Raw genomic sequence first — 15,098 nt, 5'->3', positions numbered from 1 at the left:
ATGTGGTTCGCGGCGTGCGCCCTAGCGGCCACCAAGTATTCCTCCACTGCGGACGAGGCGGGCGGTGATCGATTGCACCGTCGCCCCGGACCAGCTGGGCCTGCGCCGGGTGCTGCGGCGCGGACGCTGGCTGGCCTGATCGGCCTCAGGCCCCGGCGGTGAACTCCCGCAGGGTGATCGGCGGCCGCCCGGTGAAGCGCTCGATGGATTCGGTGACCCGGAACAGCTCATGCCCGGAGCCGATGGCCGCGAACATGGTCCACAGGTGGGTCAGGTGTTCCACGGTCACGTCGTCGCGGTACACCGTCATGGCCCAGTCGGACCATGCGACCGGATCCACGTTCCGGTAAGGGACGCCGAGTATGTCGGCGGCCTCGCCGACGGTCATGATCTCCCCGGCCAGCCACAGCACCGGATCCACCGGGCCCGCGGTGCGCAGCACCCCGGCCCCGACGCCCGCCACGTCCGCGCCCGCGATGAGCGGCAGCACGGTGTCGGGCGAGCCGAGCGGCAGCGCCAGCTCGCCCCGGTCCCCGATGGCCACCCGCAGGTTCTCGAAGAACACCGCGGCCCGCAGGTGCACCGCGCCGATACCGGCGTTGTCCAGGACCTGCTCGGCCACCCAATGCCGCCGCATGTGCGGGGTGCCCGCCTGCGGATCGGAGCCGAGCTGGGAGGTGGCGACCACCCGCTCCAGCCCGGTCCGCTTGCCGACGGCCGCGAGAACCGCCGCGGCGTCCAGCATTCCGGCGGTCACCGGATAGGTGAAGTAGGCGCGGCGCACGCCCTGGAGGGCGGGTGTCACGGCGCTGATCTCGCGCAGATCACCGGCCACCACCTCCGCGCCCAGGTCCTTCAGTTCGGCCGCGCGGCCGTCGTCGCGGTGTACGAAGGCGCGCACCGGCAGACCCGCGCGCAGCAGGGTCTCGGCGACGCGGCGGCCGGTGCCGCCCTGACTGCCCCCGGCCGCGCCGGTGACGAGAATCGGTTCCATGGTCGGGCTCCTCACGCCTGTTCCGGCAGCCGGAGTTCGAAGGCCTCGCGCGCGGCGAGAGCCCGCAGGAAGCCGGCCGCCTCGAAAGCCTCGGCGGGACTGGCGACTCCGCTCTTCACGGTGCCCTCGGTGAGCCGCACCGCCGCCTCCACCGAGGCCAGCGCGGCCGCCGACCACAGGTCCCGCCCGGTCAGGGTCCCGGACGCCGACCCGCTGGACGCGAGCACCTGGGCGGCGATCATGAATCGGCTGTCGGCGCGGGCGGCCGGATCGACCTGCTCGCTGGTGAAGGCCTGATCCTCGGCGAAGGTGTGCGCGGTCAGCTGCGCCTCAACCGCTTTCGTGCGGGTGTGCCGGGGTACGGTGACCGCTTCGGGGAACGGCACCGGCGCGATCATGGGCCGCGGCCCGACCGGCGGCGGGAACGCGAAGATCGCCTGCCGCGGTTCCACGAATCCGTAGCGGGGCTGCCCGTCCTCGTAGCCGATGCGGTCGGTGTCGGCGAACAGCAGTCGCGCGGTCTCCACCGCGCCGTGGGTCATCATCCAGTTGGTGACGTGGTAGGCCACGGTGATCCGGTCGATGCCGGACGCTGCGCGCGCGACGGCCCCCGCGAGCAGATCGCCCAGTCCCCCATAGAAACTCACGCTCGGCAGCATGGTGATCCCGGCCCGCTGAGCGGGTTCGGCGAAGTCGTCGAACAGCCGTTTCACATGGTGCACCTCCACCGCGTGATCGACGTAGTGGCAGCCGCCCTCGACGGCGGCGGTTGCCACGGGCAGTCCGGTGGTGGCGAAAGGTCCCGCGCAGTGGATGATCACGTCGGCGGCCTCGGCCAGCGCCCGCAGCGCCGCCGGATCGTCCAGCGCGGCGGGCATCACCCACGAATGACCCAGGGCGGCCAGGGCTTCCGGATCGCGCCCGGAGACAACCACTTCCTTCCCTCGTGCGATGAGATCGGCGGCGACGAGACGGCCGGTGTGACCGGTGGCCCCGTAGATGGCGAATACGGTCATGAAAGATCAACTCTTTTGGCTCGATGAACAATTCGAACGTCAGTTCAGAGATATAGACCTCGCCACCGACCGAAATTCATCGCTCACGCGCTGCCGTTGTCGGTCACTCCGGTCGAGCGGTGGGGCGGGTGAGGAAGACCCGTTTCAGCAAGGCGTACAAGTGGTCCCGGTCCTCGGGGTCGAGGTTGTCCAGGCCCTCGCGGGTGGTGTGCATCTTCGCCCGGATGGCGTCGGCGACCCGTTCGCCCTCGGCGGTGATGACGAGGTTCGTGACGCGCCGGTCCGAGGCGCTGGCCTCGCGGCGGACGAGACCGCGCTTCTCCAGCCGGTCGATGATGCCGGTCACGTTGGAGGCGTCGCAGGTCATGATCTCGGCCAGGGCGCGCATGGCGATCGGGCCGCGGCGCAGGACGGTCAGCGCCTTGCCCTGGATCGCGGTGAGGTTCTCGCTCGCCGCGGCGAGGGTGAAGTCGCCGTAGTAGGCGCCGAGTGACACCGAGAGCAGCTCCATGAGCTGAGCGGTGTCGACGCGGGGACCTGCTGCCATATGAATAAGCCTATCCACAGAAACTTGACGATCTCAAATATTCACCACTAGCGTCTACCGCAATGCTTGAAGTTCTCAACCATCTAGGTTGGCAAGTAACCATGAGGAGAGTCCCTTGACCGTCACCGCGTCCGACGCCGCCCGCACGGCTCAGGTTCTGTCTCGGCCCGTCACATTGAACGGGCTGACCGTTCCCAATCGCATCGTGATGGCGCCGATGACGCGCATGTTCTCTCCCGGCGGCGTTCCCGGGGACGATGTGCGGTCCTACTACGCCCGCCGCGCCGCCGCCGGGGTCGGGCTGATCGTCACCGAAGGAACCTATGTCGGCCACGATTCGGCCGGTCAGAGCGATCGGGTGCCGCGCTTCCACGGCGAAGAGCAGCTGGCCGGGTGGGCGAAGGTGGCCGCGGATGTGCACGCCGCGGGCGGCACCATCGTGCCGCAGCTGTGGCATATCGGCATGGTTCGCAATCAGGGCGAGGGACCCGTCACCGAAGCGCCCGCCGTCGGCCCGTCCGGTATCCGCGTGGACGGCACCGAGGGCACCGGCAACGCGATGACCCGGCAGGATCTGGACGACGTCATCGGCGCGTTCGCCGAGGCCGCCGCGGCCGCAGAACGCATCGGCTTCGACGGCGTCGAACTGCACGGCGCCCACGGCTACCTCCTCGACCAGTTCCTGTGGGCACGGACGAACCGGCGCACCGACGCCTACGGCGGAGATGCCGTGGCGCGGACCAAATTCGCGGCCGAGATCGTGGCGGCGGTCCGGGCGGTCGTCTCGCCCGAATTCCCGATCATCTTCCGGTACTCGCAGTGGAAGCAGGACGCCTACGACGCGCGGCTCGCCGAGACCCCGCAGGAGCTGGAGGCGATCCTGACCCCGCTCGCGGCGGCCGGCGTCGATGCCTTCCACGCCTCCACCCGCCGCTACTGGCTGCCGGAATTCGAGGACTCGGATCTGAACCTGGCCGGCTGGACCAAGAAGCTCACCGGCAAGACCACCATCACCGTCGGTTCGGTCGGCCTCGACGGCGAGTTCCTGCGCGCGTTCGCCGGTGTGGGGGCCGAACTCGGCAGTCTCGACAATCTCCTCGATCGGTTGGAGCGCGACGAATTCGATCTGGTCGCCGTCGGCCGGGCCCTGCTCCAGGACCCGGAGTGGGCGGCCAAGGTCCTGGCGGGGCGGCTCGACGAACTGAAGCCGTACGACGGCGCGGCGCTGAAGACCCTCAGCTAGCCGCCCAGGAGATCCCCGGTCGCCGGAGTTCACTTCCGCAGGCGCACCGGCAGCCGCTTCAGGCCGCGGATCACCGGGTTCGGGTGCCAGCGCAGCGCCGACTCGTCCACGGCGAGTTCGAGGTCCGGGAACCGTTCCAGCAGTTGGGTGAACGCGACCCGGGCCTCGAGCCGGGCCAGCGGCGCGCCGACGCAGTAGTGGACGCCGTGGCCGAAGCCCAGGTGCGCGACGTGGTCGGCCAGCGGGTCGAGGCGGTGCGGGTCGGTGAAGTGGCGCGGGTCCCGGTTGCCCGCGGCCAGGGCCACCAGCACCAGCTCGCCCGCGGGAATGACGCTGTCGCCCACCGTGATCGGCTCGGCGGTGAAGCGCAGCGTGGCCAGGTCGACGGGCCCGTCGTAGCGCAGGAATTCCTCGACGGCGGCCGGGATCAGCTCCGGCGCCGCGCACAGCCGGTCCAGCCAGGGCCGGTCGCGCAGCAGCGCCAGCATGCCGTTGCCGATCAGGTTCACCGTGGTCTCGTGTCCGGCGACCAGGAGCAGCAGCGCCATCCCGATCAGTTCGCCCTCGTCGAGCCGGGCGTCGGCGTCGGTGGCCAGCGCCGAGAGCAGGTCCTCGCCCGGCTCGGCGCGCTTGCGCCGCAGCAGGTTCCGCAGGAAGGCCACCATCTCGCCGTGCGCTCGGGCCGGATCCACCCCGGGTTCGAGGGTGCCGACCAGCGCCTTGGTCCACTCCCGGAAAGTGCCCTGGTCCTCGATGTCCACATCCAGCAGATGGCAGATGATCGCCACCGGCAGCGGCACGGCGAAGGCCCGCAGCAGATCGACCTCGTCGTGATCGGCCATGGCGTCCAGCAGTTCTCGCGCCGTCCGCTCGATGACCGGTTGCAATGCCGCCACCCGCCGCGCGGTGAACGCCTGCGAGACCGCCCGCCGCAGCCGGGTGTGGTCGGGCGGGTCGGCATTGAGCATGTGCCGCAGCCCGTCGTGGGTGCGCGGGCCCTCCCAGGGCCCGGCGTGCTTGCGGGCGATCACCGATTCGAGCAGGTCGATGTCCTTGCGCAGCCGCGGATCCGCGAGCGCGGCGCGGGCCTCCTCGTAGCCGATGATGAGCCAGCGTTCCACGCCGTCCCCGAACCGCACCCGCAGCACCGGTCCCTCCTCGCGCCAAAGCCGGTAGTACGCATGCGGATTGGCGAGGAAGTGGTCGCCGAGCAGCTCGCTCACCCTTCCGACGGTACGGGAATTCAGCGGCGCGCGGCGGCCCGATCCCGCATGCGATTCAGCGTCAGTCGCCAGAAGGCGGTGGCCACCTCCAGCGGCACCTTGGGCTTGGCCGAGCGTTTGGTGGCGAGCAGACGGGTCTTGCGCAGCAGGTCGGCGCTCGCCTTGTCGGGGTGGCCGGTGTCGAACGGCGGGTGCGGGTCGTACTCGATGTAGAGCTGGGTCATCCGCGCCCGCTCCTCGCCCGCGATCCGGCCGACCAGCCACAGCCCGAGGTCGATGCCGGCGGAAACGCCTGCGGCGGTGACGATCTTGCCGCTGTGCACGATGCGATCGTGGGGGCGCGATTCGGCGCCGAAGGGCGCGAGCGCGGGCTGCCCGAGCCAGTGCGTGGTGGCGGGCTCGCCGCGCAGGATGTCGGCTGCCGCCAGGATCAGTGACCCGGTGCAGACCGAGGTGGTCCACTGGGTCTTCGGGTGCACCGCCCGCAGCCAGTCGATGAGCTCCCGGTCGGCCATGGCGCCGGTGGTGCCCTGCTCGCCGCCGCCGACGAGCACCAGATCGGGTGCGGGCGTCTCGGCGAAGGTGTGGGTCGCGCCCAGTGCCAGCACGTCGCTGTCGGCGATGACCGGGCCGACCCGCTTGGCGACGAAACGGATCTCGCTGTCGGGGATCCCGCGCAGCACCTCGTAGGGTCCGATCACGTCGAGCGCGGTCATGCCCGGGTAGAGCACGATGGCGATCTGGAATGTCATGGGACACGCTCTCCTTCGGAATTCGTGAACCGGGCGCGGTACTCGCCCGGCGGTATGCCCAGATGGCGGTGGAAGATTCGGTAGAGGGTCTCGGGACTGCCCAGGCCGACCGCGGCCGCGACCCGGTCCATCGGCTGATCGCCGGTCTCCAGTAGACGCCGGGCGGCGGCGATGCGCACCCGCTCCACATAGCGGGCGGGCGTGGTCCCGGTCTCGCCGGCGAAGACGCGGGAGAAGTGCCGGGTGCTCATGCCGACCCGCTCGGCCAGCGCGGGCAGCGACAGGTCCGCGTCCGGATGCTCCTCCATCCAGGCCTGAAGTTCGCGCAGCGGATCGCGTTTGGGCGAGTTGACCGACAGCGGTGCGCTGAACTGGCTCTGCCCACCGGGCCGATGCAGGTACACCACCATCCAGCGCGCGACATCCCGCGCCAGCTGGGGGCCGTGGTCGGCGGCCACGATGGCCAGCGCCAGATCGATGCCCGCGGTCACCCCGGCCGAGGTCCAGATCGGTCCGTCGCGGACGTAGATGCGGTCGGGTTCGGTGGTGACGGCCGGGAATCGCCGGGCCAGCAGCTCGCCGCCCGCCCAATGCGTGGTGGCGCGGCGGCCGTCCAGCAGACCCGCGCCGGCCAGCAGGAACGCGCCCGAACAGACCGAGCCCACCCGCCGCGCGTCCGCGGCCACCCGCCGGATCCCGGCGACCAGTTCCCCGTGGTCGGACGTGGCCCACAGACTCAGGCCGCCCACGACCAGCAGCAGGTCCAGCGGCCCGGTCCAGGTGTCGAGCCCGTGCGGGGCCGTCACCTCGATACCGCAGGAGGACCGCACCGGACCGGCCTGCGCCGCGGCCAGTTCGACACGGTAGCCGGGCCCGTCACCGAGCAGCCCGGCCGCGGTGAAGACGTCGGCGGGCCCGGCCAGATCCGTCAGCTGGAATCCGTCGAACACCACCATCAGCACCACCCGCATGTCTTCAGCCTGCTGCCCGGGCGCGGTGGCGTCAACGACACGACTCTTGCAAATTCGGCCATCGCGACGATGGCCGGAAGGTTGCCGCCCCGGCCCGCTTGATATGAATGCGGGGTGGCCCGACATCTTTTCCAATGCCCGCTGCGGTGGTCCGATATGGACTCCGACGGGCATGTGCACAATGCGGCGCACCTGCGCTACCTGGAGGAATCCCGTATCGATCTGTTCTGGACGCGCGGGTTCGGCGGGGCCAACGTGGTCGCGCAGATGGATATCGACTATCTGACGCCGCTGCGCTATCGCCCGCAGCCGGTGCGCATCGAGACGTGGGTCTCGAAGGTCGGCACCTCCTCCTTCGTACTGCGGCAGGAGATCCGCGACGACGACGTGGTGTATTCGACGGCCGTGTGCACCATGGTCGCCTTCGACCAGGACACCCAGCGGTCGCGGCCGCTGCCCGACGATCAGCGCCTGCTGTTGAAGGATCTGGAAGCCTGATGCACACCTACGACATCCAGTTGCGCCGCACCGATATGGACGCGCAGCAGCACCTCAACAATGTGGTGTTCGCCCAGTACCTCGACGAGGCGCGCGCGGACCTGCTGCAGCGCTACGCATCCGATGGGCAGCCGTGGGGCGCGGTGGTGGCCGGTCAGCGGCTGAGCTACCGTATGCCGCTGGTGTTCCGAGCCGCGCCGGTGACGGTCAGCTCCGCGGTGGCGAAGGTCGGCACCACCTCGTTCACCCTGCGCCACGAGGTTCGCGATGGCGAATACCTTTATCTCTCCGCGACTTCCACGCTCGTGGCGACCGCCGACGGCGCGCCACGCCCGCTGACACGCGGGGAGCGCGAATATCTGATGACCTTGGCGGTTCCTTCCGCCTAGAATTACTTGTATCGCCTGGTCAGCGTTGCAAGGGGTTACATCATGGCCAAGATGACCGTCGTCGAACTGCTCGACGTATTCAAAGGGATGACGCTGCTGGAACTTTCGGAGTTCCTGAAGGCGTTCGAGGAAGAATTCGGCGTGAGCGCCGCGCCGCCGGTGGCCGTCCAAGTCGCGGTGGACGCGGCCCCGGCCGAGACGGCCGACGAACAGGACGAATTCGATCTCGTGCTGGAATCCTTCGGGGACAAGAAGATTCAGGTCATCAAGGCCATGCGGGAGATCATTCCCGGGCTCGGCCTCAAGGAGGCCAAGGATCTGGTCGAGTCCGCGCCGAAGGCGGTGCTGGAGAAGGTCGACAAGGACTCGGCCGAAGCCGCCCGGATCAAACTCGAGGCCGCCGGAGCCCGCGCCGCCCTGCGCTGAATCGATCCCGCCCCGCGCTGAATCGATCCCGCCCCGCGCCGATCAGTCCTGCGCGCGGCGGCGGGCGGCCGTCTCCAGGTACGCGCCGAGTTCGGCGTGCAGCACCTTGTCGAGCGCTTGATCGAGGCTGTCGCGCACCGAGCGGGTCCCGAGTTCCCGGAAATGGTTGAGCATCCCGGTGGTTTCGGCGATCTCCGCGTCGGTCTCGGGCAGCCACCCGGGTCCGTGCGCGGACTCGATGTGGTCCTTGGCCGCCACCACCATGAGCCGGGCGATCGATTCGAGCCGCTCGGTGATGGCCGCGTGCAGGTCGATGAGTTCGGGCAGCCCGAAGCCGTAGGAGCTGAGGTCGGCGAAGATGCCGAGCAGTTCGGGCCGGGTGAGCTCGACGGTCTCGTCGCGCAGCCGCACCATGCCGAGCTTCTCCAGCCGCTCCAGCTGGTCGCGGTCGACCTGGTGCGCTTCGGTGTCGCCGAAGAACGTGTCCACCAGCTCACGCGGAATCGCCACCGGCTCTTCGGTTTTGCCCCAGCTGTCCGTGACCGCGCTCTGCAGCCCGAGGATCTCGGTGAGATCCTTGCCGGTCTCCCAGCTGGTGATGAAGTCGGCGATGTGGGCGATGGTGAACCCGCGCTGCAGCAGCGCGTCGATGATGCGGAGCCGGGCCAGGTGGGTGTCGTCGTAGATGAGCGCGCGCCCGCTGCGGCGGGTGGGCGTGGGCAGCAGCCCCTTCTCCTGATAGGCGCGCACATTGCGCGTCGTGGTGCCGGCGGCCTGGGCGAGATCGTCGATGCGGTACTCCGCCATTCGTCCTGTTCCCGTCCCTTCCGCCGGCGATCCCCGGCTCCGCCAGAGCATTGGCGCTGCTGCTCAGCACCCTAGCGCAGGTGGAAATCCGCCAGATCCACCCTGGCCAGCTGCCGGGCGTACTGGCTGCCGAAACCGGGGTACATGGTCGCGTTGAACCCGTCCTCGGTGAGATACCAACTGCTGCACCCGGAGTTCCAGGTGGTGGCGGTCAACCGGCGCTGCAGGCCGCGGTTGTAGCGGTCCTGCCGATCCTGCCGGGCCTCGAGCGTGCGCAGCCCGCGGTCGAGCACGATCTTGATGGCGTCGGTGAGGTAGTCGATCTGCGCCTCCATGTAGACCAGCGCCGAATTGTGGCCCGGCCCCGAGTTCGGCCCGAAGGTGAGGAACAGGTTGGGGTATCCGGCCACCGTGACGCTCTTGAACGCGTATGCGCCGCCGCGCCATTCGTCGGCCAGCACCCGGCCGCCGCGCCCGGTCACCGGAATCGGGGAGCCCTGTTTGGACACCTCGAACCCGGTGGCGAAGACGATGCAGTCGAAGCGGTGCTCGATGCCCTCGGCGGTACGGATGCCGTGCGGGGACAGTTCGGCGATCGGCCAGGTGATGAGTTTGCAGTTGTCGGCCTGCAGAGCCGGGTAGTACTCGCTGCTCATCAGCAGCCGCTTGCAGCCGGCCCGGAAATCGGGGGTGAGCTGCCGTCGCAGCCACGGGTCACGCACCTGGGAACGCAGGTGCAGCAAGGCGACCGATTCGACGACCCGGGTCAGCGGCGTATTCCACACCACGCCCAGCGCCACCGACTCGTGGCCCCAGAACCAGGCCTCCCGGGCCAGCGACTGGGTGACCGGCAGCTGCCGGTACAGCTGTTTGGTGAGGCCGTTGGTGCGCCGGTTCACCCGCGGCAGCACCCAGCCGGGCGTGCGCTGGAAGACCTTCACCGAGGCGGCCTGTCTCACCAGTTCGGGGATGATCTGCACGGCGCTCGCGCCGGTGCCGACCACGGCCACCTTCTTGCCGGTGAAGTCGTAGTCGTGATCCCAGCGGGCGCTGTGGATCTTGTGGCCCTCGTAGCCGTCGATGCCCGCGATATCGGGGAACCCGGCATTGGACAGCGGGCCCGAGGCGAGGATCACGGTGCGCGCCCGCACTTTTCGCCGTCCGGCGCCGAACGACAGCGTCCACAGCCCGGTCTCGTCGTCGAACACGATGCCGGTCACGTTGTGCCCGAAGCGCAGGTGCGGCGCGATGCCCGACTCCGCCACCATGGAGTCGATGTAGCCGAGGATCTCGGCGCTGCCGGAGTAGGTGCGCGACCAGTCCGGGTTGGGCGCGAAGCTGTAGGAGTACAGCCGCGACGGGATGTCGCAGGCCGCGCCCGGGTAGGTGTTGTCGCGCCAGGTGCCGCCGACCCGGTCGCCACGCTCGAAGACGGCGAAGTCGCCGATCCCCTTCTGCCGCAACCTGATGGCGGCGCCGATGCCCGCGAATCCGGCTCCGATGATCGCCACGTCCAGTGGCTTGCTCACGGCGTTCACGCGACGGGCTCGTAGGTGAGTTCCTTGGACCAGGTCGGCTGCGTGGGCAGCAGGCGGTCCGGGATGGCCCCGGTGACCTTGACCATGGCGTCCGCGAACAGGTGATACGGGTGTTCGCGGTTGACGACCCAGTCGGAGTGCATCTTCACGAACCGGTACATGGGCAGCCGGTTCACGATCGGCGCGCGCTCGCCGACCTGCTTGAAGCGGGCCATGGCGGCGTAGAGCTTCTCCTCGCTCACGCCCATGTCGACGATATTGTCGCGCATCTTGTTCAGCAGCGGGATATAGCTGAGCAGCCCGATGAACAGCGACGGCTTGACCCAGCCGCCCACCAGGTCGATGGCCAGCTTGCGGGCGCTGGCGTGCCCGAGCAGTTCCATGACCGCGTAATCGGTGGCCAGATGCCGGGATTCGTCATTGTTGATCTTCTTGAAGACCTCCTGCGCGATCGGGTCGGCGATCTCGTCGGTGACGAACTTGATCAGCGCGCCGTCGAGGGCCACCTCGAGCATGGGGATGACGGTGCCCAGGAAGGACAGCGACATGCCGTCGGAGTACTTGTCCAGGAAGTCGATGACCAGCTTGACGTTGATATTGGGCTCGGGGATCTCGTCGCCCTCGAGCATGCCCCAGCGACGCATGAGCGCCAGCTCGGCATTGGCGTGGCGCTGCTCCTCGGCGTGGAAGTAGCGGTAGATCTCGGCCAGTGTGGGGGTCGGGGCCTTCTTGGCCATGGCCGCGAAGCCGCGCGCGCCGACGTTCTCGATCCACATGAGATCGGCCATGAACGGCTTCAGCTTGGCGTGCAGGGCCGGGTCGATGAGCTCGGCTCCCGGTGCGTCCCAGTCGATGTCGGCCAGCGCCCACTGCCTGGACTTGATCTTGGCCAGCATGGCGTCGAAGTCGAAGGAGGTGGTTTTCGCAGACATGTCAGACTCCTGTCTTCTGGAGGTTCGCGCCGGTCGCCGCCGTGTCCTGCTGCGGCAGCACACGATTGAGGACGCCGAGGGCTTGGGCGTAGAGGGCCGGGAAGTGCCGCTTCAGGTGCCAGACCACGCGGGCGTCCAGCTGCGGCAGCACGTACAGCGCGCCCCGGTCGTGGGCGTCGAGGGTGGTGCGGGCCACCGACTCGGGCGAGAAACCGGTCCAGCGCATCAGCCCGTCCGCCAATCGGGAGGAGCCCGAGGTGATCCGGCCGTCGGTCACCACATTGGTGCGCACGAAGGTCGGGCACAGCGCGGTGACCGCGACCCCGCTGCCCGCCAGCTCGGCCGCCATGGTCTCCGACAACGACACCACCGCCGCCTTGGACACGTTGTAGGCGGCCATCCCGGGCGCGGCCGCGAAGCCGGCGGCCGAGGCCACATTGATGATGCCGCCGCGTCCGGCCGCGCGCAGCTGGGGCGCGAAGATCTCGCAGCCGTGCACGACGCCCCACAGGTTGATGCCGAGCGCCCATTCCCAGTCACCGAAGCCGATGTCGCCCACCGGCTTTCCGCCGATGCCGACGCCCGCGTTGTTGATCACCAGGGTCGGCGCGCCACCGAACAGCAGTTCCGTGTGCAGGGCCAGGCTCTCCACGTCCTCGCGCCGGGACACGTCGCAGCGCACCGCGTGCGCGGTGCGCCCGTGGGTGCGTTCGATGAGCCGCACGGTCTCGTCGGCGCGGTCCTTGTCGATGTCGGCGCACACGACCGCACCCCCGCGGGCGGCGAGCTCGAGCGCGAACGCCCGCCCGATCCCGCTGCCCGCGCCGGTGACCACGGCCTTGGCACGCTGGGAGCGGCGCTCGCCGCCGAGCGCGAACTTCACTTCGTCGATCGGCCACATGTCAGCCCACCCGCTTTCGTGGCGTCGAATCCGATTGCGCCAGTGCCGAGGTCACGAACCCGGCGGCGCGCCGCAGCGCGGGCCCGGCCTCGGGCACCAGCAGCGGCAGTGCCTGGAAGACGTGGATGCGCCCGGGCCACAGCTCCAGTTCGCACGGCACACCCGCCGCGGCGGCCATATCGCGCAGGTGGCGGGCGTCGTCGGCGAGCATCTCCCCCACGCTGGCCTGCACGAACAGCGGCGGCAGCGCCGCGCCCGCGGGGATGGTCAGCCGCAGCCGGGGCGAATCGGCGGGCTCAGCGGCGGTGTACAGCTCGATGAGCCGCCGCCCGGTGTGCGCCGGGGCCATGGGATCGGGCAGCACCCGGTCGCGGCGCTCGGCCAGGCTCAGGGTCGGATCCATGAGCGGCGAGAACATGAACGCGCCCGCGGGCTGCGCGGTGCCGTCGATCGCGTTCTGCAGCAGCAGGTCCAGGGCCAGGTGGCCGCCCGCCGAGTCGCCGCCGATCACCAGATCGCCGGCGCGGTAACCATGTTCGAGCAGCCACCGGTAGCCCGCCGCGGCGTCGTCGGCGGCCGCGGGGAACGGGTGCTCGGGCGCGAGCCGGTAGTCCACCACGAACACCGGCAGCCCGGTGACCTTGGACAGCCGGGCCGCGAGTCCGCGATGGGTCTTGGCCGAGCACACCACGTAGCCGCTGCCGTGCAGGTAATAGATGGCCCGATCACCGTGCCGCACACCGGCGGCCCGGACCCATTCGCCGCGCACGCCGCCGGAGCGCACCGGGGTGACCGCGGTCCCCGCCGGGGTGGGTCCGCCCGCCGCCATGATCGCGGCGATGAGCGCGCGCCCGGCCTCGATTCCGATTCGATTGTTCGGCAACCACCCATTGACCTGGCGTATCCCCACCACCGACGCCGCGGCCGCGAGTCGCGTCCGCGTCGCCGCCCGGGTGGGGACCGCCGCCGGCGGGAAGGTCGCCATTGACCTCGTCCTCATGGGCCCAGCATCGCGATTCAATGTGCCAGTTGTCAATGGCACATTGGTAACGACCTAGTCACCTGTATAGTGAGCCTTGTCACAGTCGAGGGTCGCGACCTGGCACTTTCGGCTATGACGGTCGCGATCGCTTGTCGACGGGCAGCGAGCCGGGCGGTGCGCGGACCAGACCGCTCGCCTGGGTGGCCAACAAGTTCCTGCGGACCGCCACCATTGCGACCCTGCCGCATTGGCGGGGATCAGGGCCGTTGCGGGGAAAGTGGGCTCACGCCCCGGCGGCGGCGTGCAGCAGGGGCGCGGGCCGGTTCCGGGCGGGCAGGCCGGCGAGCGGCTCGCCGAGGTATTCGGTGAACAGCTCCGCCAGCGGCCGGGCCGCGACGGAGTCGAAGCCTACGCGGTCGCCAAGGCTGTCCGACTGGCCCGGCCGATCTCCATGAACGCAGCCTAGATCTCGTAGGCTTTCGCCTATTGCGCGGAGACCTCCCGGCAGCCCGCGGACAGGAGCGCAGTGGATTTCCTGGACCTGGCCGACCAGCTCGCCTGCTGAGCGCCGACCGGTCTCCTAGAGTGGCAGGTGGGCGTTTTCGATACGGGAGGATCGGCCTTGTCCACAACACTGGTGAAGGGTCAGAACGGCGCACTGGCCGCGATGGAGGTGGTGGTCTCCGTCCGGGTCGCGGCCACCGCCGAATTGTCCGCGCTGCTGGTGACCGAGCAAGGGAAAGTGCGCTCGGACAACGACTTCGTGTTCTACAACCAACCGGCCGGTCCGGGCGTGCGGCTGCGCAACGGCGTGTCCGGGCAGCCCGCCGACCTGGCGGTCTCGCTGGCGCAGGTGCCCGCCGAGATCACCCAGATCCGGGCGGTGATCACCCTCGACGGGACCGGGGCCACCTTCGGGCGGATCGCCCCGCCGGTCGCGGTGGTCTCCGATCCGGGCGGGAACGCGCTGTACGAGTACAAGATCGAGGACTTGCAGAGCGAGTCCATCGTCATCGCGGTCGAGCTGTACCGGCGCTACGGCGCCTGGAAGGTGCGGGCGGTCGGGCAGGGGTACGCGGGCGGATTCGCCGCCCTGGTCCGCGATCACGGGGTGACGGTCGAGGACGCGCCGCGTCCCACGCCGACACCTGTCGCTCCCCCGCCGCCGCCGTCGGCCTATCCGCCACCCATCGCGCCGCCCCCGGTCCCCCCGGCACCGGCCGGCCACACTCAGCCGCCGCCACCGCCGCCCTACTCGCCGCAGCCCGCCGACGGCGGGCTCTCGGGCGCCAAGCCGGTGAATCTGTCCAAGGGCCAACGCGTCACGCTGCGCAAGGAGGGCGGGGTCGCGCTCACCCGCATCCGCATGGGCCTGGGCTGGGACCCGGCCAAACAGGGCGGACTGTTCGGCCGCCGCGCGGCGAACATCGACCTGGACGCCTGGGTGGCCATGTTCGCCGACCGGCATCTGGTGGACGTGGCCTACTACGGTCAGCTGATCTCGAAGGACGGGTCCATCCGGCATTCCGGGGACAATCTCACCGGTGAGGGCGCGGCCGGCGACGACGAGGTGATCATGGTCGACCTGAGTCGCGTTCCGCGCCATGTGAATACGCTGCTGTTCATCGTGACCTCCTACCAGGGCCACACCTTCGAACAGGTCAGCAACGCCTACTGCCGCCTGGTGGACGACACCACCCAGGCCGAGCTGGCCCGCTACGCGCTGGCGGGCGGCATGCCGTTCACGGCCATCGCCATGGCGAAGGTGTTCCGCTCGGGCGGCGAATGGAAACTGCAGGCCATCGGCGAGGGCTTCCAGGCCAAGCACCCCGGCGAGGCGGTGCCGCAGCTGGGCCGGTTCATCACCGTGGACTGAGTC

General features: G+C 69.8%; 17 protein-coding genes. 6 read left to right on the top strand and 11 right to left on the bottom strand.

Annotation, left to right across the window (positions count from 1 at the left end):
* Window positions 1–145: 145 nt before the first annotated feature.
* The 3 genes from ACWELJ_RS09965 to ACWELJ_RS09955 form a co-directional block, all read right to left on the bottom strand.
* Window positions 146–994: an NAD(P)H-binding protein gene (locus ACWELJ_RS09965; protein WP_452365803.1), complete on the bottom strand. Its 849-nt coding sequence runs from the start codon at window positions 992–994 to the stop codon at window positions 146–148.
* A gap of 11 nt (window positions 995–1,005) precedes the next feature.
* The gene (locus ACWELJ_RS09960; RefSeq protein WP_452365802.1) at window positions 1,006–2,010 is read right to left on the bottom strand and encodes a saccharopine dehydrogenase NADP-binding domain-containing protein; all 1,005 of its coding nucleotides are present in this window, start codon (window positions 2,008–2,010) and stop codon (window positions 1,006–1,008) included.
* 103 nt (window positions 2,011–2,113) lie between these two features.
* On the bottom strand, window positions 2,114–2,557 hold the full coding sequence (locus ACWELJ_RS09955; protein WP_452365801.1) for a MarR family winged helix-turn-helix transcriptional regulator: 444 nt from the start codon (window positions 2,555–2,557) through the stop codon (window positions 2,114–2,116).
* Between the two features lie 115 nt (window positions 2,558–2,672).
* Between ACWELJ_RS09955 and ACWELJ_RS09950 the strand changes: the two genes are divergently transcribed.
* Window positions 2,673–3,800, top strand: coding sequence for an NADH:flavin oxidoreductase (locus tag ACWELJ_RS09950; RefSeq protein WP_452365800.1), 1,128 nt, complete (start codon window positions 2,673–2,675; stop codon window positions 3,798–3,800).
* Between the two features lie 29 nt (window positions 3,801–3,829).
* Here ACWELJ_RS09950 and ACWELJ_RS09945 read toward each other — a convergent pair whose 3' ends face one another.
* The 3 genes from ACWELJ_RS09945 to ACWELJ_RS09935 are packed head-to-tail and all read right to left on the bottom strand — an operon-like array spanning window position 3,830 to window position 6,746.
* Window positions 3,830–5,023, bottom strand: a complete 1,194-nt coding sequence (locus tag ACWELJ_RS09945; protein ID WP_452365799.1) for a cytochrome P450 family protein — start codon at window positions 5,021–5,023, stop codon at window positions 3,830–3,832.
* Window positions 5,024–5,043: 20 nt separating this feature from the next.
* Window positions 5,044–5,775 carry a DJ-1/PfpI family protein gene (locus ACWELJ_RS09940; RefSeq protein WP_452365798.1) on the bottom strand — a complete coding sequence of 244 codons (732 nt, stop codon included), beginning with the start codon at window positions 5,773–5,775 and terminating at the stop codon, window positions 5,044–5,046.
* A complete protein-coding gene (locus ACWELJ_RS09935; protein WP_452365797.1) occupies window positions 5,772–6,746 on the bottom strand; it encodes a GlxA family transcriptional regulator in 975 nt (324 codons plus the stop codon). The genes ACWELJ_RS09940 and ACWELJ_RS09935 overlap by 4 nt, the downstream gene beginning before the upstream one ends.
* 114 nt (window positions 6,747–6,860) lie before the next feature.
* Here ACWELJ_RS09935 and ACWELJ_RS09930 point away from each other — a divergent pair, with 114 nt between their 5' ends.
* Genes ACWELJ_RS09930 through rplL form a run of 3 tightly spaced genes read left to right on the top strand, consistent with a single transcriptional unit; the run spans window position 6,861 to window position 8,059 of the window.
* Window positions 6,861–7,244 (top strand): acyl-CoA thioesterase, encoded by a 384-nt coding sequence (locus ACWELJ_RS09930; protein WP_452365796.1) that lies wholly within the window; start codon window positions 6,861–6,863, stop codon window positions 7,242–7,244.
* Window positions 7,244–7,633, top strand: a complete 390-nt coding sequence (locus ACWELJ_RS09925; protein WP_452365795.1) for an acyl-CoA thioesterase — start codon at window positions 7,244–7,246, stop codon at window positions 7,631–7,633. The genes ACWELJ_RS09930 and ACWELJ_RS09925 overlap by 1 nt, the downstream gene beginning before the upstream one ends.
* Before the next feature lie 42 nt (window positions 7,634–7,675).
* Window positions 7,676–8,059: a 50S ribosomal protein L7/L12 gene (rplL, locus tag ACWELJ_RS09920; RefSeq protein ID WP_452365794.1), complete on the top strand. Its 384-nt coding sequence runs from the start codon at window positions 7,676–7,678 to the stop codon at window positions 8,057–8,059.
* Window positions 8,060–8,101: 42 nt separating this feature from the next.
* Here rplL and ACWELJ_RS09915 read toward each other — a convergent pair whose 3' ends face one another.
* From ACWELJ_RS09915 to ACWELJ_RS09895, 5 genes are all read right to left on the bottom strand, one after another.
* Window positions 8,102–8,866, bottom strand: a complete 765-nt coding sequence (locus ACWELJ_RS09915) for a MerR family transcriptional regulator (protein ID WP_452365793.1) — start codon at window positions 8,864–8,866, stop codon at window positions 8,102–8,104.
* Between the two features lie 71 nt (window positions 8,867–8,937).
* A complete protein-coding gene (locus ACWELJ_RS09910) occupies window positions 8,938–10,404 on the bottom strand; it encodes a flavin-containing monooxygenase (protein WP_452365792.1) in 1,467 nt (488 codons plus the stop codon).
* A complete protein-coding gene (locus ACWELJ_RS09905; protein WP_452365791.1) occupies window positions 10,401–11,336 on the bottom strand; it encodes a ferritin-like domain-containing protein in 936 nt (311 codons plus the stop codon). The genes ACWELJ_RS09910 and ACWELJ_RS09905 overlap by 4 nt, the downstream gene beginning before the upstream one ends.
* A gap of 1 nt (window position 11,337) precedes the next feature.
* A complete protein-coding gene (locus ACWELJ_RS09900) occupies window positions 11,338–12,237 on the bottom strand; it encodes an SDR family NAD(P)-dependent oxidoreductase (RefSeq protein ID WP_452365790.1) in 900 nt (299 codons plus the stop codon).
* Window position 12,238: 1 nt separating this feature from the next.
* Window positions 12,239–13,237, bottom strand: a complete 999-nt coding sequence (locus ACWELJ_RS09895) for an alpha/beta hydrolase (RefSeq protein ID WP_452365789.1) — start codon at window positions 13,235–13,237, stop codon at window positions 12,239–12,241.
* Window positions 13,238–13,466: 229 nt separating this feature from the next.
* Between ACWELJ_RS09895 and ACWELJ_RS09890 the strand changes: the two genes are divergently transcribed.
* Together ACWELJ_RS09890 and ACWELJ_RS09885 are read left to right on the top strand one after the other, a co-directional pair.
* On the top strand, window positions 13,467–13,685 hold the full coding sequence (locus ACWELJ_RS09890; RefSeq protein ID WP_452365788.1) for a hypothetical protein: 219 nt from the start codon (window positions 13,467–13,469) through the stop codon (window positions 13,683–13,685).
* A 156-nt stretch (window positions 13,686–13,841) separates the two neighbouring features.
* On the top strand, window positions 13,842–15,095 hold the full coding sequence (locus ACWELJ_RS09885; RefSeq protein ID WP_452365787.1) for a TerD family protein: 1,254 nt from the start codon (window positions 13,842–13,844) through the stop codon (window positions 15,093–15,095).
* The last annotated feature ends 3 nt before the right edge of the window (window positions 15,096–15,098 follow it).

The organism is Nocardia sp. NPDC004582, from assembly GCF_053602115.1.
This window is presented reverse-complemented; position numbering and strand designations above follow the sequence as displayed.